Origin of the sequence: Cohaesibacter sp. CAU 1516 (genome assembly GCF_005771485.1) — a bacterium.
Lineage (GTDB): Bacteria > Pseudomonadota > Alphaproteobacteria > Rhizobiales > Cohaesibacteraceae > Cohaesibacter > Cohaesibacter intestini.
The window spans coordinates 14,883-39,660 of sequence record NZ_VANT01000014.1 but is presented as its reverse complement, the minus strand read 5'-3'; the positions used below and the strand labels follow the sequence as shown (position 1 = coordinate 39,660).

Sequence of the window (24,778 nt, the reverse complement as noted above, 5' to 3'; positions counted from 1 at the left end):
TGCTTTTTCAAAAAGTTATGCAACCAACAAAGACCAAAGCCTCAGACCGCAAACTCTGAATTTTGGAGCAAACCGCCCCGCCGCCAGCAGCGCCGCCGCTGTCGATGAACCGGGTTATAGACCTGTGCTCCGGGCAAGTCAAACCCAAAAAATACAAAAATCAAACTTTTCCACCCGCGGTGCATAACTCACATTTTTTCAAAATAATGCTGGACGGACCATCATTCTGCCCAGCCCTTCTGATCTTTGCTTTCTTGCACTTAAAGTGTAGAAATCAGGCATTGGGATAAACCTGAATTTCCCTCTTCTCTATAGCACCTGTATATAGAGAGAGACAAAGTTGGCCCGGATAAGTAGACTTTGCTCCCTTATCCTGTGGTTCGACGCAAGGGCTTTGGTGACCATCGCCGACGGCGATGGGCCATTAATGTGAAGCTTAGCAAGACCAAGGCGAGTGACAGAGCGACTGAATGAACAAAGCGGACATGACAGGACCCGGCATGACGAAGCCTACCTTTGCGGCGATGCATGATGCAAACAGGGTCAATCTTGAACCCATGCCAGCCTTGCTGACCCCTTCTGCACGTCTTAATCCCCCTGATCGAAGGACTTTGAACCTGCGCTGGCTTGTCGGCACCGTGCTGACGGGCTGCACATCGATTTTTTTGATGGGCGGGGCCCTGCTGGCCGGCATTCAAAGTCAGGATCAGATGATCGAGCGTGCCCTGGTGAGCACTGGCGACGAGTCTGACACACTCGACTTGAAGCCCGGGGAGTTGATCACCGCAGGCAAAAAGGGCAACCGTCTCTCGCGTACGATCCGTCCGGTTTCTCATCGGCGTGAGATTCAGGTCAGTACCATTTCATCCCTTGGTGATGAGAATCTCGTTAGCGCGCGTCCCTTCATGCTGATTTCTGCTTCGCTGGAAACCAAACGCAGCGAAAGCGTATCTTTCCCGGCATTCAATGCCGTGCGTATTTTCGCGTCAGCCCAGGAGAAGACAGAACAATCGGCAACGACTGAGGAAGACATTTTCTACGCCGCCAACGTGGAAGGGGAAATGCGTCTGCGGACGGAGCCTCTCGACATGAATGTCGATTATGAGCTGGATGCAGGCCGCCCAAACAATTTCGCCATCCAGCGACTGGCGGCCCAATCTGCCATTTTCCTCACTGACAAGGATCAACAATCCGCCTCTGCACTCGGGGTGATCGATCCGGCCCGGTTTGAGTTCCCGACAACTTCAGTCGATGCCCTTGCGCCCTCCTATATCCGTATCGTCCCGGAAAATATGAGCTCGATCACCAAAACCGATCTGAGCGGTCAAGGCACGGAAACAGAGGAAAAGATTGTCCTTGCCGTTCAAGGCGACACAGTGCGCAACCTGTTGCTGGAAAATGAGGCGACAGAAGAAGAAGCGGAAATTCTCGCCGATCTGTTCGTCAAGGAAGCAGGCATCGACGCCTTGAGCAACAACCAGCGCATGCGCATTACATATGAGCTGGTTTATGACGGCATCCGCGAGCGCGCACCGATTCGTCTCAGCCTCTATCTGGGTGAAGAACATCAGATCACCGTTGCCCGGTCGGATCAGGGTGGCTTCCGCGTTGCCGAGGAGCCCGTTGAAAGCTTTAGTCCGATGCCAACCTCGGACGCCATTGCCAATCTGCGGGCGGGGCCACGGCTCAATGTCTATGACTCGCTTTATCAGACCGCCCTCAACAACGGCGTTGATGCGAACATGATCGACGAGTTGATCAAGATTCTGTCCTTCGATCTCGATTTCAACGCCAAGATCAAGCCCGGCGACTCGCTACAGATTTTCCATTCCATCCCAGAAGACGGCGATTCGAAAAAAGCCGAGATCCTGTTTGTCGAAGTGCAACTCGGCGGCAAGACCAAGCGTTATTATCGTTTCCGCGCTCCGGATGATGGCATTGTCGACTATTATGACGAGAATGGCCGCTCCTCGAAAAAGTTTCTGATGCGCAAGCCGATGCAGGGTGGCAAGTTCCGCTCACCCTTTGGTTGGCGTCGTCACCCGATTCTCAAGATATCGCGGCTGCACAAGGGTGTTGACTGGTCCGCCTCGCGCGGCACGCCCATCATGGCATCGGGCAATGGTCGAATCATCAAACGGCGCTGGTCGAGCGGCTATGGCAAATTCATCCAGATCCAACATACAAACGGTTATGCCACCGGCTATGCCCATATGAGCCAGTTCGCTCCGGGCTTTGAAGTGGGGGATTATGTCCGTCAGGGTCAGATCATCGGCTATGTCGGCTCCACCGGCCTGTCGACCGGTCCGCACCTTCACTATGAAGTAACGGTCAATGGTCGCCATGTGGACCCGATGCGGATCCGTCTGCCGCGGGGCCGCTCCCTGAATGGTGACATGCTCGCCACCTTCGATGAAGAGCGCCTGCGGATCGACGAACTGCTTGGCAAACCCACCAACGTCAAGGTTGCGCAAGCCGAATAGGCGGGCCGAATAGGCGGGCCGAAAATTTTTGAAGAAACGCCGGCCCGCGCCCCCTCCCCCCAATAGAAAAGCCCCGGAAAGCCAAAGGCTCCGGGGCTTTTTATTTGCAACATCAAGGACCGGACAAACCAACCGGCCTGACAGACTTAGTCTTCCAGACCGAAGGTCAGTGCATCATCCTTGACCAGAATGTGCACCCGTGCCCCGTCCAGTATCTTGCCAGCCAGCAACTCTTCTGCCAACGGATCCTGCACATGTCGCTGGATCACCCGCTTCAAAGGCCGCGCCCCATAGGCCGGGTCATACCCCTTCTCGGCAATCCACTTGACCGCCTCTGGATCCAGCACCAACTCGATCTTGCGATCGGCCAGCAAGTCGGAAAGATACTGCATCTGGATCGCAACAATTGACGCCATATGCTCGCGCAACAACCGATGGAAAATGATGATCTCATCAACGCGGTTGAGGAATTCGGGACGGAAAGCGCTGCGCACCACATTGAGCACATTCTCCCGATCCTCTTGTTTGAGATCCCCCTCGTCCTTGGACAACAGGAACTCCGCTCCGAGATTTGAGGTCATGATGATCAGCGTGTTGCGGAAATCCACTGTCCGCCCCTGCCCGTCGGTCAGCCGCCCATCGTCAAGAACCTGCAACAGAACGTTAAAGACATCCGGATGCGCCTTTTCGATTTCATCAAACAGAATCACCTGATAAGGACGCCGCCGCACCGCTTCCGTCAGCACGCCGCCTTCCTCATAACCGACATAGCCCGGAGGCGCGCCAATCAAACGGGCAACGGAGTGCTTCTCCATATATTCCGACATATCAAGGCGAACCATCGCACTTTCGTCGTCAAACAGAAAGTCCGCCAGCGTTTTCGTCAGCTCGGTTTTGCCGACCCCGGTTGGCCCAAGAAACATGAAGGAGCCAATGGGACGATTGGGATCCTGCAATCCGGCCCTTGCGCGCCGCACGGCCTTGGAAACGGCAGTCACCGCATCGGCTTGACCAATCACCCGGTGGGCAAGTTCCTCTTCCATCCGCAGCAATTTGTCCCGCTCGCCTTCCAGCATCTTGTCGACCGGAATGCCGGTCCAGCGCGAGACCACATGCGCAATGTGATCCGCTGTCACCGACCGCTCGACCATGGCATTCGATTGGGTGTTTTTCTCATCCACCTCGCTCAAAGTCGCTTCAAGTCGGGGAATTTCACCATAGGCCAGCTCACCGGCTCGCGCCAAATCACCACGCCGCTGCGCCTGTGCGAGCGCCACACGGGCCTCATCGAGCTGTTCCTTCACCTTGGTCGCGTCCGACAGCTTGTCTTTTTCCCACTGCCAACGCTGGGTCAAAACCGCCGATTCCTGTTCCAGTTGGGCGACCTCGTCCTCGATTTTGGCGAGCCTATCCTTCGAAGCGTCATCTTCCTCTTTTTTAAGAGCCTCACGCTCAATCTTCAGCTGAATGATTCGCCGATCAAGCTCATCCAGCTCTTCGGGTTTTGAATCCACCTGCATCCGCAACCGCGACGCCGCTTCATCCATCAGGTCGATGGCCTTATCAGGCAAAAATCGGTCGGAGATATAACGATCCGACAGGGAGGCAGCCGAAACCAGCGCATTATCCGAGATCCGCACCCCATGGTGGAGCTCGTATTTTTCCTTCAGGCCACGCAAGATCGACACCGTATCCGAGACCGTCGGCTCGCTGACCATCACAGGCTGGAACCGACGTGCCAGAGCGGCATCCTTTTCAACATGCTTGCGATATTCATCAAGTGTCGTCGCGCCAACACAATGCAACTGACCGCGTGCCAGAGCAGGTTTCAGCAGATTCGAAGCATCCATCGCTCCATCGGCCTTGCCTGCGCCAACCAGCGTATGCATTTCATCAATAAACAGCACGATTTCGCCGGCGGCCACTTCGACTTCGCTCAAGACCCCTTTCAGACGCTCCTCAAATTCACCGCGATATTTGGCCCCGGCAATCAGAGCCCCCATGTCGAGGGCAAGAAGTCTTTTATCCTTGAGCGATTCGGGCACGTCGCCATTGATGATACGCAAAGCCAATCCTTCGGCGATAGCGGTTTTACCAACCCCCGGCTCGCCAATCAGCACCGGATTGTTCTTGGTTCGCCGCGACAGGACCTGGATCGCACGGCGAATCTCATCGTCCCGCCCGATCACCGGATCAAGCTTACCCTCGCGCGCATCCTGCGTCAGATCGCGCGCATATTTCTTCAACGCCTCATAGCTGTCTTCCGCCGACGCGCTGTCAGCGGTGCGGCCCTTGCGCAGTTGCTCGATGGCATGATTGAGATTCTGGGCTGTCACACCCGCCTTTTTCAAAATGGCAGCCGATTCGGCCTCCGGTGTCAGGCTGAGCGCCAGCAACAGCCGTTCGACAGTGACATAGGAGTCACCCGCTTTTTCAGCGACCTCTTCGGCCTTTTCAAACAGCTTCGCCATTGCGGGCGACAAATAAAGCTGCCCCGCTCCGCCACCAGAGACGGACGGGATGCCCTTGAGATGGGCTTCCAGCAACCGGCGCACTTCCGCCGACTGGCCACCCGAACGATCAATCAGGCCGGATGCGAGGCCTTCCTTGTCGTCCATCAAAACTTTGAGAATATGTTCCGGCAAAAAGGCCTGATGCCCCTGCCCGATTGCATAGGTTTGCGCAGACTGCATGAAGCCGCGCGCCCGCTCTGTATAGCGTTCAAGATTCATAATCTATCTCCTTGTGCCCAACCGGATCATCCAAACTGCAAAGGCATGATCTGATTGCCACTCAAATTACGGCCATTAAACAGGCTCCCGGCCTCTGCCAGCAAGCCCAATTGTCGGCCAACTCCCCATCTCTCCCAACAGGCAAGAAACAGGCTCCTGTCTAATATAGTGTTGCAATTTCGTCACAAAAGGGGGATGTAGGAAAAAGCAACAATCAAAATGCCCCTTCCCAGTCCCCGCACCTGCCCGCACCTTTCAAGGATCTGCCATGACCATCACGCTCGCATCAATCTATCGCTATCCGATCAAGGGCTTCACCGGCCAGAAACTGGAAAAGGCAGCCATCACAAAAGGCAAACCACTTGCGTGGGACCGCGCCTTTGCCATTGAAAATGGCGACAGCGGCTTTGATCCTGCCGCCCCGGCCCACCTGCCCAAAATCCATTTTCTGATGTTGATGAAGCAACCCGAACTGGCCAACTTGATCACCCAGTTCGATGATGTGACCGGCGCCTTCTCGGTGCAGCAGCATGGCACGCTCCTGGCCGAAGGCAACCTGTTTGCGCCGGACAGCATGCAAGCGGCCCTTCAGGTGATGGCGGGTCACTGCAAAAAACCGATGCGCGGGTCACCGAGGCTGCTCCATGCCAGTGAATTTGCCTTCACCGATTCTCGCACTCAGGATCTCTCCTTGATCAATCTTGCCAGCGTCAGTGATCTGGAAGCCAAAATCGGCAATGATATCGATCCGATGCGCTTCCGCGGCAATCTCTATATCGAAGGGGCCGCCCCGTGGCAGGAACATGACTGGGTCGACAAGACCATCGAAGTTGGCGCGGTATCCTTTCAGGTGCGCAAACGCACCAAGCGTTGCGCCGCCACCAATGCCAATCCGACCACTGGCGAACGCGACCGGAATATCCCGAAAGCTTTGATGGATCACTACGGCCATACCGACTGCGGTATACACCTGATGCCGTTGGGGGATGGCGCGTTGACCATCGGTGATCGCATCACCTTGCCGCAAAACACATAACAACTGCTCACAAAAAAACCCGCCAACCGGCGGGTTTTTCTTTGGCAATAGCAACATCGGTCTAAGCCGCCTCAATCTTCAGAGGCAACCACCGCTGGCTTTTCCTTGGCCCCGTCAGAGCCGTCGCCCCCCTCGGCCTTGCGCTCGGCAGCCGTTGGGCGCTTGCGGGACCGATAGGTTGTCCTTCTGCGGCGGCGTGGTGCACCGGCAGCGGCCACTTCTTCATCCACCACTTCCGCAGGCGGCGCGACATCCGGTTGATCTCCCGACCCCGGCACCTCGGCAACGGCAACCACATCCATTTCGACAGCAGTGTCTTCAACATCGCTGGCGTTGTTTGTGTTTGCATCGTCGGCATCATCACCATTGACGTTGGCAGCCTTGCGACTCCCATTGTTGCCGCCGTTGTTGCTGTTGCCGTCATTGTTGTTTGGACGACCTTCCTCGCGGCTGGCTGGCTGGGCGGCAGCAATGATGCGCAGATAGTGCTCCGCATGCTGATAATAGTTTTCCGCCATCACAAGATCACCGGACGCAATCGCATCGCGGGCAAGAGACTGATATTTTTCCGCAATGTGACTGGCTGTTCCGCGAATTTTCACATCAGGACCATTGCTGTCATAGGATCGAGACAACGGATTGGCGGCTTTGCGTCCGCGACCGCGTGTCCGATTGCTTTTCTGGCTCTGTCGCATTGCTTCTGTCTTTCGTAAAGTGCCGAAGAAATAATCAGCATTCAAACCGACTGATGGTGCTCAACAGACACCATTTGCAGTCTGATAGTTCAGACTCTGGTATCGAGCTGACAACCTGTTTGAAAAGTCCCCAAGCGCAAACGGTCCTATGACCGGGTCGCTTCTTAGACTGAAAAAGTTTGAAATTCTGCTATCCGGTCACCTGAAAAGGGTTTTCCGATAGACGTTTCAATACTGGCCGAGGTTTGCACCAAATCAGCCAGTCGCTCACTTGATGCCATCAACTTATCCGTCTGGGGCACAAATTCAAGCCCATTGGCGAGTTTTTGTCCGAAAGCGGCCCATGCTTTCAACAGAAGATTGGATAAAATTGATGCAATCAGGCCGGAATTGCAGGCTTTGCGCTCACCAGCAGAACACGATCATGCCCGGCCAAATCCTGACGGACCTCACATTTCATGTCCGTGTCCCCACAGAGTTTATATTGTTGCGAAAGCAGCAATATATCTTTGGCTTGCCGATATCCAAACTCAAAGGCCATCACATCCGGTCTTTTGCCCCACGCCCCAACCGTCGAAAAGATCGCCTCATACGCTTCCAGACCGCTTGCACCAGAAACCAATGCATGGCGCGGATCATAGTTCGCCACATCCGGTTCCAGATCCGCCATCTCCTTGTCCGCCAGATAAGGCGGGTTGGAAATCAGAATATCAACCTCAGGACCAATGGCATTGGCATAATCCCCCTGAACGAAAGACACCCGATCAGCCAGCCCCAAATCCTCGGCATTGCGCTGGGCAATGGTGAGCGCCGCCTCACTGATATCGACGCCCAAACCCTGTGCATTGGGTAATTCGGAGAGAAGCGCCAGCAACAAACAGCCAGACCCGGTGCCGATGTCAACAATCCGGAGCGGTGCCGTGCGATCAGGCACAGCCTCCAACACAGCAGAAACCAGCGTTTCACTATCCGGACGCGGCACAAGGACATCAGAGGAGACGTGAAAAGGCAGTCCCCAAAATTCCCGCTGCCCCAGAATATGCGCAACCGGTTCTCGCTTAAGGCGCCGCGCCGCCAAAGCCTCGATGGCTTCAGCCTCATCTTCACAGAGGGTGCGATCAAACTGCAAGATCATGTCGGTTTCGGTCAGGCCCAAGGCATGACAGGCCAGAAGCCGCGCGTCGAGCCGCGCGCTATCGATACCCACACCAGCAAAACGCGCCGCGATCGCCGCAATCATCTGATCGAGTCGCATCAGATTTCGTCGGCTTCAACAGCGGCCAGCAATTGAGCCTGATTTTCGGCAATCAAGGCATCAATCAACTCCGGCAGCGCTTCACCGGACAGAACCTTTTCAAGCTTGTAGAGCGTCAGATTGATCCGATGGTCCGTCACGCGCCCTTGCGGGAAGTTGTAGGTTCTGATCCGTTCGGACCGATCGCCCGACCCGACCTGGCCGCGACGCGCATCAGCCCGCTCACTGTCGGCACGCTCCCGTTCCGCTTCAAACAGACGCGCCTGCAACACCTTCATGGCGTTGGCACGGTTCTGGTGCTGGGATTTTTCCGAAGACGTCACCACGATACCTGTTGGCAAGTGGGTGATGCGCACCGCCGAGTCGGTCGTATTGACATGCTGACCGCCAGCGCCCGACGCCCGCATTGTATCGATGCGGATATCCTCGGAGCGAACTTCAACGTCGATATCCTCGGCTTCGGGCAAAACGGCAACCGTTGCCGCCGAGGTGTGAATACGCCCGCCGCTTTCGGTTTCCGGAACGCGCTGCACGCGATGCACACCGGATTCATACTTCATCTTGGCAAACACACCGACACCAGAAATGCTGGCAATGATTTCCTTATAGCCGCCGACATCGCCCTCACTGACCGACATCAACGACACTTTCCAACCATTATCTTCGGCATATTTCTGATACATCCGGAACAGATCACCGGCGAACAAAGCCGCTTCATCACCGCCCGTCCCGGCACGCACCTCAAGGATCGCGCTCTTGTTGTCGGCGGCATCTTTGGGCAACAGCAGGATCTGCAACTCTGCCGCCAAGGTATCAATACGCTCTTCCGTCGGTTTGATATCCATTTGGGCCAGCTCGCGCATCTCCGCATCCATCTCGGGATCAGAGAGGATTTCCTTGAGATCGCCCAATTCCCGCAGCGCGGAAACATAGTCGTTGCCCACCATGGCCACAGGCTCCAGCTCCGCATAATCGCGGCTCAGTTTGACATAGACATCCGGCTCCGGCCCGGCTGCCATCTCAGAGGAGATTGCATCAAAGCGCTGAATGAGAGCCTCAACCCGGCCCAATGGAATCGTGATTCCCGACATCGTTTCATTCCTCAAGCCACGAGCTCAGGCTCAATTGGCTGCTTACAAAAAGAGAGACCAAGACCGCTCTGGTCGCCAGTCATTCTGGCTCACCGCGTTCATTTCTCCAAGACAAACGCCCACCGCCCGGCCGACTAGGCGCGGCCAGAAGGCAGCCAACCAGATCGCTAAAGATTGGTAGCGGGCAAGTGGATATCGTGCTTTTCGGCAAAGTCCGACAAATAGGCCTTGATTTCATCACTGTCCGTCGCCGCGTCAAGAACCGGAAGAAACGCCGCCTCGAGCGTATCGAGCGGCAAATCCAGAATCATCGACTTGACCGGCCCGATGAAAGACGGAGCCATCGACAGGCGACGATAGCCAATCGCCAACAGGGCCATCGCACCGAGCGGCTTGCCTGCCAACTCACCACAGACGGTAACGGGCACGCCATATTCATTGCCCTTGTCAACCACCAGCTTCAAGGCCCGGATGAAGGATGGCGACAGGGAACTGAACCGCCCGGACAGACGGGTATTGCCCCGATCACTGGCCATCATGAACTGATGCAGATCGTTGGTGCCGATAGAGATAAAATCCACCCGCTTCATCAGGGCATCGATCTGAAACAGCAGCGAAGGCACCTCCAGCATCGCACCCAGACGGATCTTGACCGGTTTCTCATAACCATGCCGTTCCAGATGGGCCACCTCCCGCTCGAACAGATCCTTGGCGATATCATATTCCTGCACTTCGGTGATCATCGGGAACATCAGCCGCAACTCCCGCCCCGCTGCCGCATGCAACAGAGCCCGGATCTGGGTGCGCAACAGGCCCGGTCGATCCAGCCCCAAGCGAATGGCCCGCCAACCCATGGCCGGATTTTCCTCCTGCGCCATGCGCAGAAAAGCCAGCACCTTGTCCCCGCCCACATCAAGCGAGCGGAACGTCACCGGCATGCCATCAGAGATGTCGAGAACCTTGCGATAGACCTTTTCCTGTTCCCGCATCCGCGGGAAACTGGCCGCCACCATGAATTGAAGCTCGGTACGGAACAGTCCGATGCCTTTGGCACCGGCCCCCACCAGATTGGGCAGGTCAACCAGCAGGCCTGCATTCATCAACAAATCGACCGATGTGCCATCCTGCGTGATTGCAGGCTTGCCACTCAGCTGGCGATACTGCTCCTGCCGCCGCGCCCGAAACCGGACCTGATCGATATAGGAGGCTTCCACATCCGATGGCGGACGCAGATGAACATGCCCCATATCGCCATCGATGATGATTGCATCGCCATCTTCGCACAGAGAGACAACGCCATCCGTCTGCCCGACGGTTGGAATGCCCAAGGCCCGGGCAACAATCACCACATGGCTCGTCGGCGTGCCTTCTTCGAGCACCAGCCCGCGCACATGATCCCGACCATAATCCAGCAATTCCGCCGCGCCCATATTGCGTGCAACAATGATGGAATCTGCCGGCATTTCACCGCCATTCACCCCGTGCTTGTTGCCCGTCAGCTTGCGCAGCAGGCGGTTGGCCAGATCATCGAAATCATGCAGCCGGTCCCGCAAATAGGGATCGGTGGAGCGCAGCATCCGGGCGCGCGTGTCACTTTGCACACGCTCAACGGCGGCTTCGGCGGTCAGGCCGGAATGAATGGCCTCCTTCATCCGCCGCACCCAGCCACGGTCATAGGCAAACATGCGATAGGCTTCGAGAATGTCCCGATGCTCTCCACCATGGGATATGTCGTCCCGGTTGAGCAGATCATCGACAGACAGGCGCAGCTTTTCAATCGCCGCCTCAAGGCGCTCTTCCTCGCCTCGCAAATCTTCAGCAATGAGATTGGTAACCACCACGCGCGGCTCATGCAAAACCACATGACCCAGACCGATGCCCTCCGCCATCGACAGGCCCTCGAGCCGCATCGGCCGCACCATGTCAAGGTCGGTATCCGGCCCTGACAAACCGCGCAGCTCGCCCGAGGCAATCAGTTCAGCCAGCACCATCGCGGTGGTTTGCAGCGCTTCGACTTCCTCGTCGGAATAGATTCGCTGGGTTTTGTTCTGCACCACCAGAACCCCCAGCACGCGTCCGGCACGCAGCACAGGCACACCAAGGAAGGCGTGGTAAATTTCCTCGCCCGTTTCCGGGCGATAGGCAAAGGCAGGATGCTCCTGCGGTTCGGACAGATTGAGAATGCGGGCTTCGGACGCGATATGGCCGACAAGCCCTTCGCCGACATTCAGCCGGGTCAGGTGAACGGAATCCGGATTGAGACCCTCGGTCGCGTAGAGTTCGAGTTGATCATCGGCTCTGAGCACATAGACCGAGCAGACCTCGGCAACCATATTGGCCGCGATCAGACACACGATCTCGTTCAACCGATCCTGAGCATCGGTCGGCTTCGCCATCGTTTCCCGAAGGCGTCGCAACAATATGCGCGGCCCCACCACATTTCCCCGCATCAGGGATACTCCGATCATCCGCCACAGCCAGAGCGCAACAGCATCTGGCACATCACGTCCTGCAAGACGTCATCCCTGAACCCCGACAAGGCACACATGATGCAATCGGGGAACAGATTCTCCTCGCGAGCACTATGGCATGAGGCCCGCAGGCAGATCAATAACCCGCCGGAAAGATTGGAACGGCAAAGAAAACAGTATTTTGTCTACTTCTTAAACCGCAGCTGATCCCGGCGGATCACCCTGTGAAGCAATTGTCGCCTATTTGCCGTCCAGCCCATAGAGCGAGTGCAGAGCACGCACTGCGAGCTCCGTATATTCCGTGTCGATCAGGATCGAAATCTTGATTTCCGAAGTGGTGATCGCCCGAATGTTGATGCCTTTGTCAGCCAGGGCCCTGAAGGCCTGCGAGGCAACACCCGCATGGCTGCGCATGCCGATACCGATAACGGATACCTTGACCACATCGGTTGACCCCTGCAGCACCGCATAATTGATATCGCTGCGCGCAGCTTCAAGCACGGTCTTGGCCCGTTCAAAGTCACCCTTTGGCACGGTGAAGGTCATGTCGGTGATGGTGCCATCTTCCGAGATATTCTGCACGATCATGTCGACATTGATGTTGGCATCAGCAAGCGGACCAAACACATGGGCGGCGATGCCGGGCTTGTCCTCGACACGGCGCAGGGAAATCTGCGCTTCGTCTCTTGAATAGGCGATCCCGGTTACAACCTGTTTTTCCACAATCTCTTCCTCATCACAGATCAATGTTCCGATCGGAACATCGCTATTGAGCAATTCTGGGGCATCTGGTTCGACGAATGACGACCGCACGAAGGTGCGGACATTGTGAACCATCGCCATTTCAACGGAGCGCACCTGCATGACCTTGGCACCAAGCGAAGCCATTTCAAGCATTTCCTCATAGGAAATCTGATCCAGTCGCTGCGCCTCGGGTACAATGCGCGGGTCGGTGGTATAAACACCATCCACGTCGGTGTAGATATCGCAGCGATCCGCATGAATAGCCGCAGCAATCGCCACCGCACTGGTGTCAGACCCTCCGCGACCAAGGGTGGCGATCCGGTTGTCCGGCCCGATGCCCTGAAACCCGGCGACCACGGCCACCTGATTCATTTCCAGCCGCTCGATCAGACGCGCACCATCGATTTCCTCGATGCGGGCGGCCCCATGCACACCATTGGTTTTAAAGGGAATTTGCCATCCAAGCCAAGAGCGGGCATCAACACCCATATTCTGCAACACTAGGGCCAGAAGACCCGACGTCACCTGCTCACCAGAGGAGACAACCGTATCATATTCGCGCGCATCATAGAGGGGAGACGCATCTTCCACCCAGCCGACCAACTCGTTGGTCTTGCCAGCCATGGCAGACACGACGACCGCCACCTGATTGCCAGCATCCACTTCGCGTTTTACATGTCGGGCAACCCGCCGGATGCGATCGAGATCGGCAACCGACGTTCCCCCGAATTTCATGACAAGGCGAGCCATTCAACATCTCTTTCTGTCATTGTTTTCGTTATATAAGCCTGACGCAGCTCGTCTATTTGCCACACTCACGCCAATTTGCGCATAGTCATACTCGGCACGGACGTCACTTGCAAGGACTCAAAGACTTGACTTTTGGTCCCCTTCGACCGAGCAAGGAAAAATCCGGTTGCGCAGATGCCACCGTATGGATAAGCACACCATTGCAGCGTCTCACACGCCTGTGGTGCGCACCGGCCTTGCAGGGTCAGTATGAGGGAAAGGGCAGAAGAGATGACGTCACAAACCACATTTTCCGGCAGCACCGTCGATGAAGCCGAGGTCGCACGCTTTTCTGCCATGGCAGCAGAATGGTGGAGCCCGACCGGAAAATTCCGCCCCCTGCACAAATTCAACCCGACCCGGGTCAAATATATCCGTGAGAAACTGGTCGCCCAGTTCGGCCTCGACCCGAAGGCCCAGCGTCCGCTGGAGGGCTTGCGCATTCTCGACATTGGCTGTGGCGGTGGCCTGTTGTGTGAACCGCTTTGCCGGATGGGTGCCGAGGTTACCGGCGTTGACGCGTCTGAAACCAATATCGGCATCGCCAGCACCCATGCCAGCGAAAACGGTCTCGACATCACCTATGAAGCCACAACATCGGAAAGTCTGGCCGCCCGCGGCGAAAGCTACGATGTGGTGCTGACCATGGAAGTGGTCGAGCATGTCGCTGACATCGAGTTGTTCCTGCAATCAAGCGCCAGCATGGTCAAACCCGGCGGTTTGATGTTTGTCGCCACCCTCAACCGGACTCTCAAGGCCTATGCTCTGGCGATTGTCGGGGCGGAATATGTCCTGCGCTGGCTGCCCAAAGGGACCCATCAATGGGAAAAGTTCGTCACACCCGATGAGTTGGAACGCGCCCTGTATCCGACCGGCCTGACGGTAGAAGAACGCACCGGCGTCACCTACAATCCGCTCAAGGATAGCTGGTCCCTGTCGTCTGACATGGATGTCAATTACATGATCTATTGGCAGAAACCCGCCTGACCGAAACGATAGGGCAGATCAGTTCTGATCTTCGGGCAGAACCGGCAGCGGCAGGCATTCGATCCCGTCCTCGGCCAGCGACTTGACGTCATCGATAGTCGCCTCGCCATAGATGCCTCGCGCTTCACTTTCCTTAAAGTGCATCTTGCGGGCTTCTTCGGCAAATTTGTCACCGACATAATCCGAGCTTTCCACCACATGCTTGCGGTAGCTTCGCAGCATATCCTGCAAGGCCTTCGGATCGATTGCGGCGCCATCGTTGGTCACGGGCACAGGTGCATTGGCACCCGCCCCATCGGCGACAGGAGCCGGGCTTGCCTGGCTGGTCTTTTCCTGTGGCTCGGCCTGAAGAGTGGGCTGGGTCTGTGATCGGTTTTGGCTGCGGGTCCCCGACACGCGGGGTGCCATCAGGGATTTCGACACCGCACGCGAACCACAAAAAGGGCATTCCAGATAGCCGTCATGGATCTGGGCCTCGCAATCATCACTGTTGCGGAACCAGCCTTCAAACTGATGGTTCTGATCACATCGAAGCGAATATTTGATCACTGGGTTCCCTGACCCTTTCACCCTTTGGCAGGAGCCATGGGCATCAACAACAAAAAGCCGACCGACCATAGGGTCGACAAATGCCGAAAGAATGCAGCATGATACGGCACTTGGCGCTAGATATCAAAAGATCTGTCATGGGTCAAAGATGGGATCGCCTGCCGGCACTTGGCCACCTGCCCCATATCGATGTCAGCGGCAACAAAGCAAGTCTCGTCCTCGGCTTCAACCAAAACCTTGCCCCATGGATCGACAATCAGCGAATGGCCATAGGTTTTGCGGCCATTCTCGTGTGTGCCTCCCTGCGCTGCCGCAATGACAAAGGCCCCGCATTCAATGGCGCGGGCCCGCATCAGGACCTGCCAATGGGCTTCCCCGGTCTTTTTGGTAAAGGCGGATGGTATGGCAAGGATCGACGCGCCCTTTTGCTGGCAGAGCGCCCGATAGAGGTAGGGGAAGCGCAAATCATAACAGATGCTCAACCCCAACTCACCCCATGGCAAAGCCACGCTGACAGCCCTTGCCCCGGCCTCAAAACTGCTCGATTCCCGGTAGCTTTCGCCATTTTCCAGATCCACATCAAACATATGGATCTTGTCATAGGTCGCCACCACCGACCCGTCAGGCGTCAGAACCAGCGACCGGTTCGCTGCTTTCGGCTCACCGGTCGCTGGGTCTGATGCAAGGAAAGACATCGAGCCGATATGCAGCCAGACAGACAGCTCACGGGCCAGAGCCTGCATCCGCTTGAGGCCCTCATCCGCATCCTGTTCGGCAATGATTGCCATCAGTGCCTTGCGGCTCATTTCCATGGTAGAGGTCTGCTCAGGGGTCTGAATATAGGCGCAACCATCGGCAGCGGCCTCACGGATCAGCCTTTCAGCCAGATCCAGATTGGTCCCGATGTCTCGGCCACAGCGCATCTGCACACAGGCAGCCCGAAATTTATCCATGTCACCCCTCCGGAATCTTCGTTCTCACGCAATCTACACAATTGCGCGAGCGGCTGCCTCAAGCAGCCAATATGCCGTCCAGTTCGCCTGCTTGTTCCAGAGCGAACAGATCATCGCAGCCCCCCACATGGGTCTCATTGATGAAGATTTGCGGGAAGGTCCGGCGACCGGATTTCTTCATCATTTCCTGCTTGATATCAAAATCAAAAGTGGCGTCAAGCTCGCGGAAAGCTGCACCTTTGTCGGCCAGCAACTTCTTGGCGGCGGTGCAAAATCCGCACATTTGGCGGGTATAGATGACAATCTCTGCCATTGGGATCTCCAGATTGTGCGCCCTGTCTTTGCCGTCAATGAAGCGGCAGCAAAGGCGAATGTCCATAACGATTTGTCCCGGTTATATGGGCTTTTCCCCATCTCCGACAACCCGAGCAAAGGTAATTATGCAAATTTCCCCGACCTCGGCCCGTCGCAGGACCCGACAACAGGCCTCCAGTGTCGCTCCCGTCGTCCAGACATCATCCACCAGCACCACCCGCCGCCCGGACAGGGTCAGACGGTCCGGCAGGGACAGTTTGAACGCCCCTTCCACATTGCTGCGCCGCGCCTCCCCGCTCAGGCCCACCTGTTGGCGTGTCGGGCGCACCCGGCGCAACAGATCGGGCTTGAAGCGCAACCCCGTTTCCCCGGCCACCACCTTGGCCAGCATGGCCGCCTGATTGTAGCGCCGGGACCAGAGCCGCAAGACATGCAACGGCACAGGCACAATCCAGCTGTCCGGGTCATCCAGACAGTCCGCCCCGGCCCGCACCATCCACCGCCCCATCACTTTGGCAAGGTCCGTCCTGTCGTAATATTTCAGCTGATGCACAAGCGATCGCGCCGTATCGCCAAAGGCGGTCACGCTGCGCGCCCTGTCATAGACCGGCGGGCGGGCCGGCACGGAACTGCTGACTTGTTCTTCCCCCAGATCATAAGCGAAGGGCAGGCCCGACACGGCACAATAGGGTTTGTCGATCCATTCCATCTGCGACCAGCAGGCCGCGCACAAATGATTGGAGACCTCAAGACTGGCACCGCAGCCAGCACAACGCGGCGGAATGATCAAATCAAGACAGGCCATGCCAAGCCGGGACAGGGTCTCCTTCACGGATGCGCGTACCACAATGGGCTCATCGTCTTCTGGCAGGCCGGAAGGCCCATGGTCTTTTGCCGCCCAACGCTTCATAGTGCCCCCATCGACTTGCAATCTGTTGCCCCCTCAGACACAAAGGCAATGAAGCAAGTGTGTCCCAAACCGCAACTCCTGACAAGCAAAACACACGACCCAACAACCAGAAGCAGCCATCATGAGTTCCATTCCGCAGATCTTTGACCATGCCCTTCTGACCGCCCGCCGCGTCAAAGCTTTGAAACGCGCCGAAGATGGGGCAGATTTCTTGCTCACAGAGGTGGTCAACGACATGGAATCCCGCCTGTCTATGGTGTTGCGGGACTTCCCCCTTTGCATGGAGCTTGGTGGCCATACCGGATTGCTGGCACAGCGCTTGGCTGCTCGCAAAGGCACCGAACAGGTCTTTCGCCTTGAACAACACGCGGACTTTTTTCAGCCAGACGACCTTGGTATCGTAGCAGATCCGGAGATGCTGCCGATCGCCGCAGAAAGCTGCAACCTGATCGTCTCGCCGCTCTTTCTCCACTGGATCAACGACCTACCCGGATGCCTCATCCAGATCCGCCATGCCTTGAAGCCTGACGGCCTGTTTCTGGCCACTCTTCTGGGCCGCGACAGCCTGCACGAGTTGCGCGAGGTGTTCCTCATGGCCGACAGTGAGATCTCCGGTGGTGCCACCCCAAGAATCGCCCCTTTGCCCGATCTGAAAGATATGGGCAGTCTGTTGCAGCGGGCCGGTTTCACCCTGCCGGTGGCGGATCAGGACAGCCTGACCGTGCGCTATGACACAATGTTTGATCTGATCCGCGATCTGCGCCAGATGGGAGCCGCCAACATGTTGACGGATCGTACCCGGCGCTCGATGCGCCGCTCCACCCTGCTCAGAGCCGCAGAACTCTACCAGCAGAAATACGCCGATGCGGACGGGCGCATTCGCGCCACCTTCCAGATTCTCTCATTGTCGGGCTGGTCACCCCATGAAAGTCAGCAAAAACCCCTGAAGCCGGGCAGCGCGACAACGCCTCTGGCTGCCATTCTGCCTGACAAGTCAAGATAGGATAAAAAAGGATAGGGGGAGAGCACCAATCAGGGCGCGCTGGCAATGATCGAGTCGAGCAGGGCCTGAACCTTATCCAGCCCGGCAAAGGTAACATCATGCATCACGGTGACCAGAGCCACGCCGATCAGCCCCGCAAGCAACGCATATTCGAGCGCGGTGGCGCCGGTTTCATCGCGCCGGAAATGACTGATCCATTTGTGCATTCAAAAAGTCCCCCCAAAAGGGTAGCAAACAGCTTTTCTCGTTCCCGGTTGCCACTCTACCGACCAATCGATGAACGGACCCTCAAGAGACAGACTTTCTTTTCTCTTTATCTCGAATTTTAAAATCTTTGGCTAACAAAGACTTAAACGCAACGCCGTCACACGCCCAACAGATCAATCAGCGCCGGAATCAGCGGCAAATCCGCAGGTGGCATCGGATAGTCCTTCAAGGTGCCAGCCCGCACCCATTTGAGCGCCTGTCCCTCTCTGGCCACAGGCGTACCTTCCCAGCGGCGGCAGATATAGAGCGGCATCAACAAATGAAAATCGTCATAGGCATGGCTGGCAAAGGTCAATGGGGCCAGACAGCTCTCCCATGTCTTAATGCCCAATTCCTCTTCCAGCTCGCGCACCAAGGCAATTTCAGGCCGCTCGCCAGCCTCTAGTTTGCCGCCGGGAAATTCCCACAGGCCTGCCAGATTCTTGCCTTCAGGCCGTTGGGCAATCAGGATCCGATTGTCCTTGTCCACCAGCGCCACTGCAACAACCAGCAGCAGGCGAACCGCTTTGTTCGCCTCATCCTTTGCATGAGTCATATATCCGGATCCCGTTTGCCGCAGTCAGGAGCGATAATCGCCATTGATGGTGATGTAACCATGGGTCAGGTCACAGGTCCAGATGGTCGCCTGACCATCCCCCACACCCAGATCGGCGCAAATCTCGATTTCGTCATTCTTCATATAATCGCTGGCCGCTTCTTCCGAATAATCCGGGTCGCGCAACCCATCGACTGCCAGACGCAGAGGGCCGAACCAGATCGCCAGCTTGTCGCGGTCCGCCGCTTCCCCTGCCTTGCCAACCGCCATGACGACACGACCCCAGTTGGCGTCTTCCCCCGCGGCCGCTGTCTTGACCAGCGGGCTGTTGCCAATCGACAGGGCCACGCGCTTGGCGGCCGCATCATTCGCCGCCCCGGTAACGGTGACACGGATGACCTTACTGACGCCCTCGCCATCCTGCACCACCTGTTTGGCCAGATCGACCAGCAGCTTCGACAGGGCTTCGGAAAACAGAGCCACTCGCTCGTCGCTGAGTTCGGTGATTTCAGCACAGCCCCGCGCCTTGGCGGCACCGGAGGCAAACAGCATCAAGGTGTCACTGGTCGAGGTATCGCTGTCAACAGTGATGGCATTGAACGAGGTGTCCACATGCTTGGTCAGCATCTTTTGCAGCACATCGGCAGCGATTGGTGCATCGGTGAAGACGAAGCTCAGCATCGTTGCCATGTCAGGGGCAATCATGCCCGAGCCTTTTGCCAGCCCATAGATCCGCACCTCGACCCCGTCGATATCGACGCTTGCCGTTGCCACTTTGGGGAACGTATCGGTGGTCATGATGGTTTTGGCCGCGTCAAGCCAGGAGGCATCTGCCTTGGCATCATCCATCAAGCCATCAAAGGTTGCGGTGATCGGAGCCGGATCAAGCGGCTCGCCAATCACCCCGGTCGAAGCCTGAAAAATCATCGAAGGGTCGGCGCCAAGCTTGGCAGCAGCGGCCTGTGCCACGGCGGCAACGGTTTCTTCCCCCTTGGCACCGGTAAAGGCATTGGCGTTCGACGCATTAACCACCAGCGCCCGCGCTTCCCCGTTGGACAGACAACGACGGCACCAGTCAACCGGCGCAGACGGGCATTTGGACTTGGTGAAGACGCCGGCGACCGTCGTACCTTCATCCATCGTCACCACAAGCACGTCATTGCGACCCCGATACTTGACCCCCGTCGCCGCGACGCCGACGCGAAAGCCATCAAGCGTGGTCATCTCTGGAAGTTCCTCGGGGGCAAATGGGGATGGCTTGAGATCCATGATGCAGTTCCTTGCAACAAAAAAGGAGAGAAACCCGAACGCACCCTCCGGTGCGCATTGGTCTCTCTCCTTACCCTTTGATGTGAAGAAATACCAGAAAAACCGGTCTTATTTCACAATCTCGACGTTGGCCTTTTCCTTCAGTTCATTCAGCAACTGGGAAAATTTCTGCTGCACGAGGAAGCCGCGGATGTTCATTTTCACATCATCAAAAGAAGGCTTCGGCTGCTCGCGCTTGTCTTCCACCAGAATGACATGCCAGCCAAACTGGGTCTGAACCGGCTTCTTGGTATAACCACCCTTATCCAGAGCAAAGGCCGCAGCTTCAAAGGCCGGGACCATCTGGCCTTGTCCGAAATACCCCAGATCCCCGCCATTGGCACCGGAAGGGCCTGTGGATTTTTCTTTGGCAAGCGTGGCAAAATCGGCACCACCATCCAGCGTCTTGATCACATCGTTGGCTTCAGCTTCTTCCTTCACCAAAATATGACGAGCCTTGACCTGCATCTTTGCAGGCGCAGAACCGATTTGCGCCTCATAGAGCGCTTTCATGTCATCTTCGCTGACAGCCGATTCAACCTTGGCGCGGAAGAACTCATTGCGCAAAGCTTTGAGTTCCAGATAGTCCATCTGCTTTTTGTAGAATTCGCTCTTGTCCAGACCTTCGCTCTTCGCGGCGGCGGCGACAATCTGCAGATCGACGAGCGCGTTGATCAGTTGGGATTTTTGCTGCTCGGCAGGCATTTTGCCAAGACGTGGGCCCAGCTCCTGGGTGATGAAACCCAGTTCGCTGGTGGTCAATGCCTTGCCATCCACAGTGGCAACAACACTATCCTTGCTGGCATCCTGTGCATAGGAAGCGGGGACCGCTGCCAGCACAAGAAAAGATGTCAGGGCGGTCGCTGCCGACCGTGCAAAAAAGGCTCGAACCATCTTAATATTTCCCATTGTTGTTCACTGAGGAACGAAAAAACACGAAAAACTCACCTGACAGGTGACCTACCTGCCTTTGTTGGCGTTGACAAGACTGAGGCCCAATCTTATCTGTCAGCCGTGCAGTTTGTTGCCAGAACTCTATCTGGACTGTTGACATTCATTATTCAAGTCGGGACGGTTTCGCCCGTGAGAAGCCAGTCTCGCCGCAATTGCGTTACAAATATGGCCGTCCCCTTTTTCGACGGCAATGCATAAGGAAGGATCCGGTCTATGGTCGGTCTTGGAGCCATCGCTCGCAAACTCTTTGGGTCGGCAAATGATCGCCGCATCAAGGGATATCATCCCATCGTTGCAGCCATCAATGCGCTGGAAGAAGAAATTTCCCAATTGTCCGATGAAGAGCTGCGCAACAAGACTGCGGAGTTCAAAAAGCAACTGGAAGACGGTACCAAACTCGACGACCTTCTGGTTCCCGCCTTTGCCACCGTCCGTGAGGCCGCCAAACGAACGCTCGGTCAGCGCCATTATGATGTGCAGCTGATGGGCGGCATGGTGCTCAATGACGGTGCCATTGCCGAAATGCGTACCGGTGAAGGCAAAACATTGGTTGCCACCCTTCCCGCCTATCTCAACGCCCTGACCGGGCGTGGCGTTCATGTCGTCACGGTCAACGATTATCTGGCCAAGCGTGACTCCGAATGGATGGGACAGGTCTTTGCATTTCTGGGCATGACCACCGGCGTCATCATTCACGGTCTGGACGATGACGAACGCAAGGCTGCCTATGATGCAGACATCACCTATGGCACCAACAACGAATTCGGCTTTGACTATCTGCGCGACAACATGAAATACGAAAAGCCGCAGATGGTTCAGCGCGGCCACTATTTCTCCATCGTCGACGAAGTGGATTCCATCCTCGTTGACGAGGCGCGCACGCCGCTGATCATTTCCGGTCCGCTTGATGACAAGTCGGACATGTACAACACCATCGACACCTTCATTCCCAAGCTGTCCGATAGCCATTACGAAATCGACGAGAAGTCAAAGACCGCCACCTTCACCGAGGAAGGCACCGAGGCGATCGAGACCATGCTCAAGGAAGCAGACATGCTTCAGGGCGAGGGTCTTTATGACATCGAAAATGTGTCGATCGTCCACCATCTTAATCAGGCGCTGCGGGCCCACAAGCTGTTTTCCCGCGACAAGGACTATATCGTCAAGAATGATCAGGTCGTGATCATCGACGAGTTCACGGGTCGCATGATGGAAGGCCGTCGTTTTTCCGAAGGCTTGCATCAGGCGCTGGAAGCCAAGGAACATGTCTCCATCCAGCCGGAAAACCAGACGCTGGCCTCTGTCACCTTCCAGAACTATTTCCGCCTGTATGAAAAACTCTCCGGCATGACCGGTACGGCCCAGACTGAGGCTGAGGAATTGATGGACATCTATAGCCTTGAGGTTATCGAAGTGCCCACCAACCTGCCTGTCCAGCGTGCCGACGATGACGATGAGGTCTATCGCACCACCCGCGAGAAGGACATCGCCTTGGTGGCCCTGATCAAGGATTGTCAGGAACGCGGTCAGCCGACCCTCGTGGGCACCACCTCGATCGAACGCTCCGAAGAGCTCTCGGCCCACTTGAAAAAAGAAAATATCCCCCATCAGGTGCTGAACGCCCGCTTCCACGAACAGGAAGCCATGATCGTCGCTCAGGCCGGCAGCCCCGGAGCCGTCACCATCGCCACCAACATGGCTGGCCGTGGGACCGACATTCAGCTCGGCGGCAACCTCGACATGCGCATCGCACAGGAAATCCCCGAAGAGGTGCAAGGCGAAGAGCGCGAAGCCAAGATTGCCGAAATCAAGGCCGACATCGAAGCCAAAAAGCAGATTGCCCTTGCCGCTGGCGGGCTCTATGTGATCGGCACCGAGCGCCATGAAAGCCGCCGTATCGACAACCAGCTGCGTGGCCGGTCCGGTCGTCAGGGTGACCCGGGTCATTCCAAATTCTTCCTGTCTCTGGAAGATGACCTGATGCGCATCTTTGGCTCTGATCGCATGGATGGCATGTTGCAGAAGCTTGGCCTGCAGGAAGGCGAGGCCATCATCCACCCTTGGATCAACAAGGCTCTGGAAAAGGCGCAGAAAAAAGTTGAGGCCCGCAACTTCGATATTCGTAAGAACCTTCTGAAATTCGATGACGTGATGAATGACCAGCGTAAGGTCATCTTCGATCAGCGTATCGACCTGATGGATGAAGAAGGCGTTGCCGACGTGGTCTCAGACATGCGTCATGAAGTCATTGAAGACATCGTTGCACAGCATATCCCTGAAAAGGCCTACGCCGAGCAGTGGGATGTTGAAGGTCTGCATGACGATGTGCAGGAATATCTCAATCTCGATGTCCCGGTGAAGGAGTGGGTGCAGGAAGAAGGCATTGCGGACGAGGAGATCCTTGACCGCCTGAAGCGTGCCGCCGACGAGGCCGCCGCCGCCAAGACCGCCAATTTCACCCCGGACCTGATGCGTCAGGTGGAGAAATCGGTTCTGCTTCAGATCCTCGACCATCTCTGGCGTGAGCATCTGGTGGCTCTGGATCACCTGCGCAACGTCATCGGTTTCCGCGGCTATGGCCAGCGCGACCCGCTGCAGGAATACAAGACCGAGAGCTTCGAGTTGTTCCAGGCCCTGCTTATCAACCTGCGCAAGATGGTTACCCAGCAATTGGCCCATGTGGTGTTGCGTCAGGAAGAACCAAACCCGTTCGAGCAGCAGGAATTGCCTGAAATGCACGCCTCCCACATCGATCCGATCACCGGCGAAGATGAGATGGTGGCGAATGATGACTTTGATCTGGAAGCTTATGTCCGGCAACATGGCAAAGTGCCACGCAACGCCCCTTGCCCGTGTGGCTCGGGCCTGAAATTCAAGCATTGCCACGGCAAACTGTCCTGACAGTCTTACCAACCCGATAGAAAAAGCCCCGCAGACTGATCAGCCTGCGGGGCTTTTTCGTGTTCGGGGCTGGCACTCATATGCCTTGTTGCGCCAAATCCTGCCGGGCCTTGGCGAGACAGTCCTGCAAGCTCGACACTTGCTGACCATTCGCATCGAAATTCGCCTCATCCAGCCAGCTTTCATAGCCTGCCTTTAAAGCAGGCCATTCGGTATCGATGATTGAGAACCAGGCCGTGTCGCGATTGGCTCCCTTGATCACCATATGCTGGCGGAACAGGCCCTCATAGCGAAAGCCGAACCGCTCCGCCGCCCGCTTGGAGGGCGCGTTGTGGTCATTGCATTTCCATTCAAACCGGCGATAGCCCAATTCGTCAAAGGCCTGCTTCATGAACAAATAGCAGGCCTCGGTCGCACCCCTTCGGCGTGATAGCAACGGCCCCCAATAGATGCTGCCAATCTCAATCGAGCCATTGTTGGTATCCATCCGCATCAAGGCCTGCCGCCCGGCCACCTTGCCGCTTTCAAGATCGATGATTGCATAGAAAAGCGGATCACGCTTGGCCGCCTGTTCAGCCACCCAAGCCGTAAAACGCGCCTCATCTGTTGGAGGAGCCTCGAACAGCCAACGGAATTTGTCCTCTTTGTCGGGCACATTCGATGCAACATACAGCGCCCCCGCATGACGGTCTGCATCCAGCGGCTCCAGCCGCACATAGCGTCCTTCCATGGCCGTGTGAGGCGGCAAAGGCCGCGGCGTCCACTGGGTCAAATCCGATGTCATGATGGGTGCTTCCTTC

General features: G+C 56.5%; 21 protein-coding genes. 6 read left to right on the top strand and 15 right to left on the bottom strand.

Annotation, left to right across the window (positions count from 1 at the left end):
- On the top strand, positions 1-187 hold a 187-nt coding region (locus FDK21_RS20835; RefSeq protein ID WP_210238852.1), incomplete at its 5' end, for a hypothetical protein.
- 313 nt (positions 188-500) lie between these two features.
- Complete coding sequence (locus tag FDK21_RS19645; protein ID WP_171022186.1) at positions 501-2,483, top strand: M23 family metallopeptidase; 1,983 nt, start codon at positions 501-503, stop codon at positions 2,481-2,483.
- 146 nt (positions 2,484-2,629) lie between these two features.
- Here FDK21_RS19645 and clpB read toward each other — a convergent pair whose 3' ends face one another.
- Positions 2,630-5,215 carry an ATP-dependent chaperone ClpB gene (gene clpB / locus FDK21_RS19640; protein ID WP_138150576.1) on the bottom strand — a complete coding sequence of 862 codons (2,586 nt, stop codon included), beginning with the start codon at positions 5,213-5,215 and terminating at the stop codon, positions 2,630-2,632.
- Between the two features lie 268 nt (positions 5,216-5,483).
- Between clpB and FDK21_RS19635 the strand changes: the two genes are divergently transcribed.
- Positions 5,484-6,251, top strand: a complete 768-nt coding sequence (locus FDK21_RS19635) for an MOSC N-terminal beta barrel domain-containing protein (protein ID WP_138150575.1) — start codon at positions 5,484-5,486, stop codon at positions 6,249-6,251.
- Between the two features lie 71 nt (positions 6,252-6,322).
- Here the strand turns inward: FDK21_RS19635 and FDK21_RS19630 are convergent, their stop codons facing one another.
- The 5 genes from FDK21_RS19630 to FDK21_RS19610 all read right to left on the bottom strand — a co-directional run bounded on the left by FDK21_RS19630 (position 6,323) and on the right by FDK21_RS19610 (position 13,257).
- A complete protein-coding gene (locus FDK21_RS19630; protein ID WP_114011690.1) occupies positions 6,323-6,946 on the bottom strand; it encodes a DUF4167 domain-containing protein in 624 nt (207 codons plus the stop codon).
- A gap of 379 nt (positions 6,947-7,325) precedes the next feature.
- Positions 7,326-8,201, bottom strand: a complete 876-nt coding sequence (prmC, locus tag FDK21_RS19625) for a peptide chain release factor N(5)-glutamine methyltransferase (RefSeq protein ID WP_138150574.1) — start codon at positions 8,199-8,201, stop codon at positions 7,326-7,328.
- Positions 8,201-9,292, bottom strand: coding sequence for a peptide chain release factor 1 (gene prfA / locus FDK21_RS19620; RefSeq protein WP_138150573.1), 1,092 nt, complete (start codon positions 9,290-9,292; stop codon positions 8,201-8,203). Before prfA ends, prmC begins: the two co-directional genes overlap by 1 nt.
- A 167-nt stretch (positions 9,293-9,459) precedes the next feature.
- Positions 9,460-11,742, bottom strand: coding sequence for a phosphoenolpyruvate--protein phosphotransferase (gene ptsP, locus FDK21_RS19615; protein ID WP_114011687.1), 2,283 nt, complete (start codon positions 11,740-11,742; stop codon positions 9,460-9,462).
- Between the two features lie 261 nt (positions 11,743-12,003).
- Positions 12,004-13,257: an aspartate kinase gene (locus FDK21_RS19610; protein WP_138150572.1), complete on the bottom strand. Its 1,254-nt coding sequence runs from the start codon at positions 13,255-13,257 to the stop codon at positions 12,004-12,006.
- A 270-nt stretch (positions 13,258-13,527) separates the two neighbouring features.
- Here FDK21_RS19610 and ubiG point away from each other — a divergent pair, with 270 nt between their 5' ends.
- On the top strand, positions 13,528-14,283 hold the full coding sequence (ubiG, locus tag FDK21_RS19605) for a bifunctional 2-polyprenyl-6-hydroxyphenol methylase/3-demethylubiquinol 3-O-methyltransferase UbiG (protein WP_138150571.1): 756 nt from the start codon (positions 13,528-13,530) through the stop codon (positions 14,281-14,283).
- Between the two features lie 18 nt (positions 14,284-14,301).
- Here ubiG and FDK21_RS19600 read toward each other — a convergent pair whose 3' ends face one another.
- The 4 genes from FDK21_RS19600 to FDK21_RS19585 all read right to left on the bottom strand — a co-directional run bounded on the left by FDK21_RS19600 (position 14,302) and on the right by FDK21_RS19585 (position 17,010).
- Entirely contained in the window at positions 14,302-14,832 is a 531-nt protein-coding gene (locus FDK21_RS19600) for a DUF1178 family protein (protein WP_138150570.1), read from the bottom strand.
- A gap of 116 nt (positions 14,833-14,948) precedes the next feature.
- On the bottom strand, positions 14,949-15,785 hold the full coding sequence (locus FDK21_RS19595) for a carbon-nitrogen hydrolase family protein (RefSeq protein WP_138150569.1): 837 nt from the start codon (positions 15,783-15,785) through the stop codon (positions 14,949-14,951).
- Between the two features lie 58 nt (positions 15,786-15,843).
- A complete protein-coding gene (gene grxC, locus FDK21_RS19590; RefSeq protein WP_114011700.1) occupies positions 15,844-16,098 on the bottom strand; it encodes a glutaredoxin 3 in 255 nt (84 codons plus the stop codon).
- An 81-nt stretch (positions 16,099-16,179) separates the two neighbouring features.
- On the bottom strand, positions 16,180-17,010 hold the full coding sequence (locus FDK21_RS19585; RefSeq protein ID WP_246657632.1) for a ComF family protein: 831 nt from the start codon (positions 17,008-17,010) through the stop codon (positions 16,180-16,182).
- Positions 17,011-17,131: 121 nt separating this feature from the next.
- On the opposite strand from FDK21_RS19585, the gene FDK21_RS19580 reads away from it, so the two are divergent.
- Positions 17,132-18,013 carry a methyltransferase domain-containing protein gene (locus FDK21_RS19580; protein ID WP_138150568.1) on the top strand — a complete coding sequence of 294 codons (882 nt, stop codon included), beginning with the start codon at positions 17,132-17,134 and terminating at the stop codon, positions 18,011-18,013.
- A gap of 29 nt (positions 18,014-18,042) precedes the next feature.
- Here FDK21_RS19580 and FDK21_RS19575 read toward each other — a convergent pair whose 3' ends face one another.
- From FDK21_RS19575 to FDK21_RS20985, 4 genes are all read right to left on the bottom strand, one after another.
- Positions 18,043-18,219 (bottom strand): Flp family type IVb pilin, encoded by a 177-nt coding sequence (locus FDK21_RS19575; RefSeq protein WP_114011681.1) that lies wholly within the window; start codon positions 18,217-18,219, stop codon positions 18,043-18,045.
- A 158-nt stretch (positions 18,220-18,377) separates the two neighbouring features.
- Positions 18,378-18,815 carry an 8-oxo-dGTP diphosphatase MutT gene (gene mutT / locus FDK21_RS19570; RefSeq protein ID WP_114011680.1) on the bottom strand — a complete coding sequence of 146 codons (438 nt, stop codon included), beginning with the start codon at positions 18,813-18,815 and terminating at the stop codon, positions 18,378-18,380.
- Positions 18,816-18,839: 24 nt separating this feature from the next.
- Positions 18,840-20,084 carry a bifunctional glutamate N-acetyltransferase/amino-acid acetyltransferase ArgJ gene (gene argJ / locus FDK21_RS19565; protein WP_114011679.1) on the bottom strand — a complete coding sequence of 415 codons (1,245 nt, stop codon included), beginning with the start codon at positions 20,082-20,084 and terminating at the stop codon, positions 18,840-18,842.
- A 108-nt stretch (positions 20,085-20,192) separates the two neighbouring features.
- Positions 20,193-21,017, bottom strand: a complete 825-nt coding sequence (locus FDK21_RS20985) for a peptidylprolyl isomerase (RefSeq protein WP_245418568.1) — start codon at positions 21,015-21,017, stop codon at positions 20,193-20,195.
- A gap of 273 nt (positions 21,018-21,290) precedes the next feature.
- Between FDK21_RS20985 and secA the strand changes: the two genes are divergently transcribed.
- Positions 21,291-23,978: a preprotein translocase subunit SecA gene (gene secA / locus FDK21_RS19555; protein ID WP_138150567.1), complete on the top strand. Its 2,688-nt coding sequence runs from the start codon at positions 21,291-21,293 to the stop codon at positions 23,976-23,978.
- Positions 23,979-24,054: 76 nt separating this feature from the next.
- Here secA and FDK21_RS19550 read toward each other — a convergent pair whose 3' ends face one another.
- Complete coding sequence (locus tag FDK21_RS19550) at positions 24,055-24,762, bottom strand: GNAT family protein (RefSeq protein WP_138150566.1); 708 nt, start codon at positions 24,760-24,762, stop codon at positions 24,055-24,057.
- Positions 24,763-24,778 lie beyond the last annotated feature (16 nt).

Excerpts from the sequence above, each read along its gene's own strand:
- FDK21_RS20985 (WP_245418568.1), bottom strand. The coding sequence starts at position 21,017 with ATGGTTCGAGCCTTTTTTGCACGGTCGGCAGCGACCGCCCTGACATCT.
- ptsP (WP_114011687.1), bottom strand. The coding sequence starts at position 11,742 with ATGCGGGGAAATGTGGTGGGGCCGCGCATATTGTTGCGACGCCTTCGG.
- FDK21_RS19585 (WP_246657632.1), bottom strand. The coding sequence starts at position 17,010 with ATGAAGCGTTGGGCGGCAAAAGACCATGGGCCTTCCGGCCTGCCAGAA.
- FDK21_RS19610 (WP_138150572.1), bottom strand. The coding sequence starts at position 13,257 with ATGGCTCGCCTTGTCATGAAATTCGGGGGAACGTCGGTTGCCGATCTC.
- FDK21_RS19645 (WP_171022186.1), top strand. The coding sequence starts at position 501 with ATGACGAAGCCTACCTTTGCGGCGATGCATGATGCAAACAGGGTCAAT.
- FDK21_RS19580 (WP_138150568.1), top strand. The coding sequence starts at position 17,132 with ATGAGTTCCATTCCGCAGATCTTTGACCATGCCCTTCTGACCGCCCGC.
- secA (WP_138150567.1), top strand. The coding sequence starts at position 21,291 with ATGGTCGGTCTTGGAGCCATCGCTCGCAAACTCTTTGGGTCGGCAAAT.
- clpB (WP_138150576.1), bottom strand. The coding sequence starts at position 5,215 with ATGAATCTTGAACGCTATACAGAGCGGGCGCGCGGCTTCATGCAGTCT.
- FDK21_RS19575 (WP_114011681.1), bottom strand. The coding sequence starts at position 18,219 with ATGCACAAATGGATCAGTCATTTCCGGCGCGATGAAACCGGCGCCACC.
- argJ (WP_114011679.1), bottom strand. The coding sequence starts at position 20,084 with ATGGATCTCAAGCCATCCCCATTTGCCCCCGAGGAACTTCCAGAGATG.
- ubiG (WP_138150571.1), top strand. The coding sequence starts at position 13,528 with ATGACGTCACAAACCACATTTTCCGGCAGCACCGTCGATGAAGCCGAG.
- FDK21_RS19595 (WP_138150569.1), bottom strand. The coding sequence starts at position 15,785 with ATGGATAAATTTCGGGCTGCCTGTGTGCAGATGCGCTGTGGCCGAGAC.
- prfA (WP_138150573.1), bottom strand. The coding sequence starts at position 9,292 with ATGTCGGGAATCACGATTCCATTGGGCCGGGTTGAGGCTCTCATTCAG.
- FDK21_RS19630 (WP_114011690.1), bottom strand. The coding sequence starts at position 6,946 with ATGCGACAGAGCCAGAAAAGCAATCGGACACGCGGTCGCGGACGCAAA.
- mutT (WP_114011680.1), bottom strand. The coding sequence starts at position 18,815 with ATGACTCATGCAAAGGATGAGGCGAACAAAGCGGTTCGCCTGCTGCTG.
- FDK21_RS19550 (WP_138150566.1), bottom strand. The coding sequence starts at position 24,762 with ATGACATCGGATTTGACCCAGTGGACGCCGCGGCCTTTGCCGCCTCAC.
- FDK21_RS19635 (WP_138150575.1), top strand. The coding sequence starts at position 5,484 with ATGACCATCACGCTCGCATCAATCTATCGCTATCCGATCAAGGGCTTC.
- grxC (WP_114011700.1), bottom strand. The coding sequence starts at position 16,098 with ATGGCAGAGATTGTCATCTATACCCGCCAAATGTGCGGATTTTGCACC.
- prmC (WP_138150574.1), bottom strand. The coding sequence starts at position 8,201 with ATGCGACTCGATCAGATGATTGCGGCGATCGCGGCGCGTTTTGCTGGT.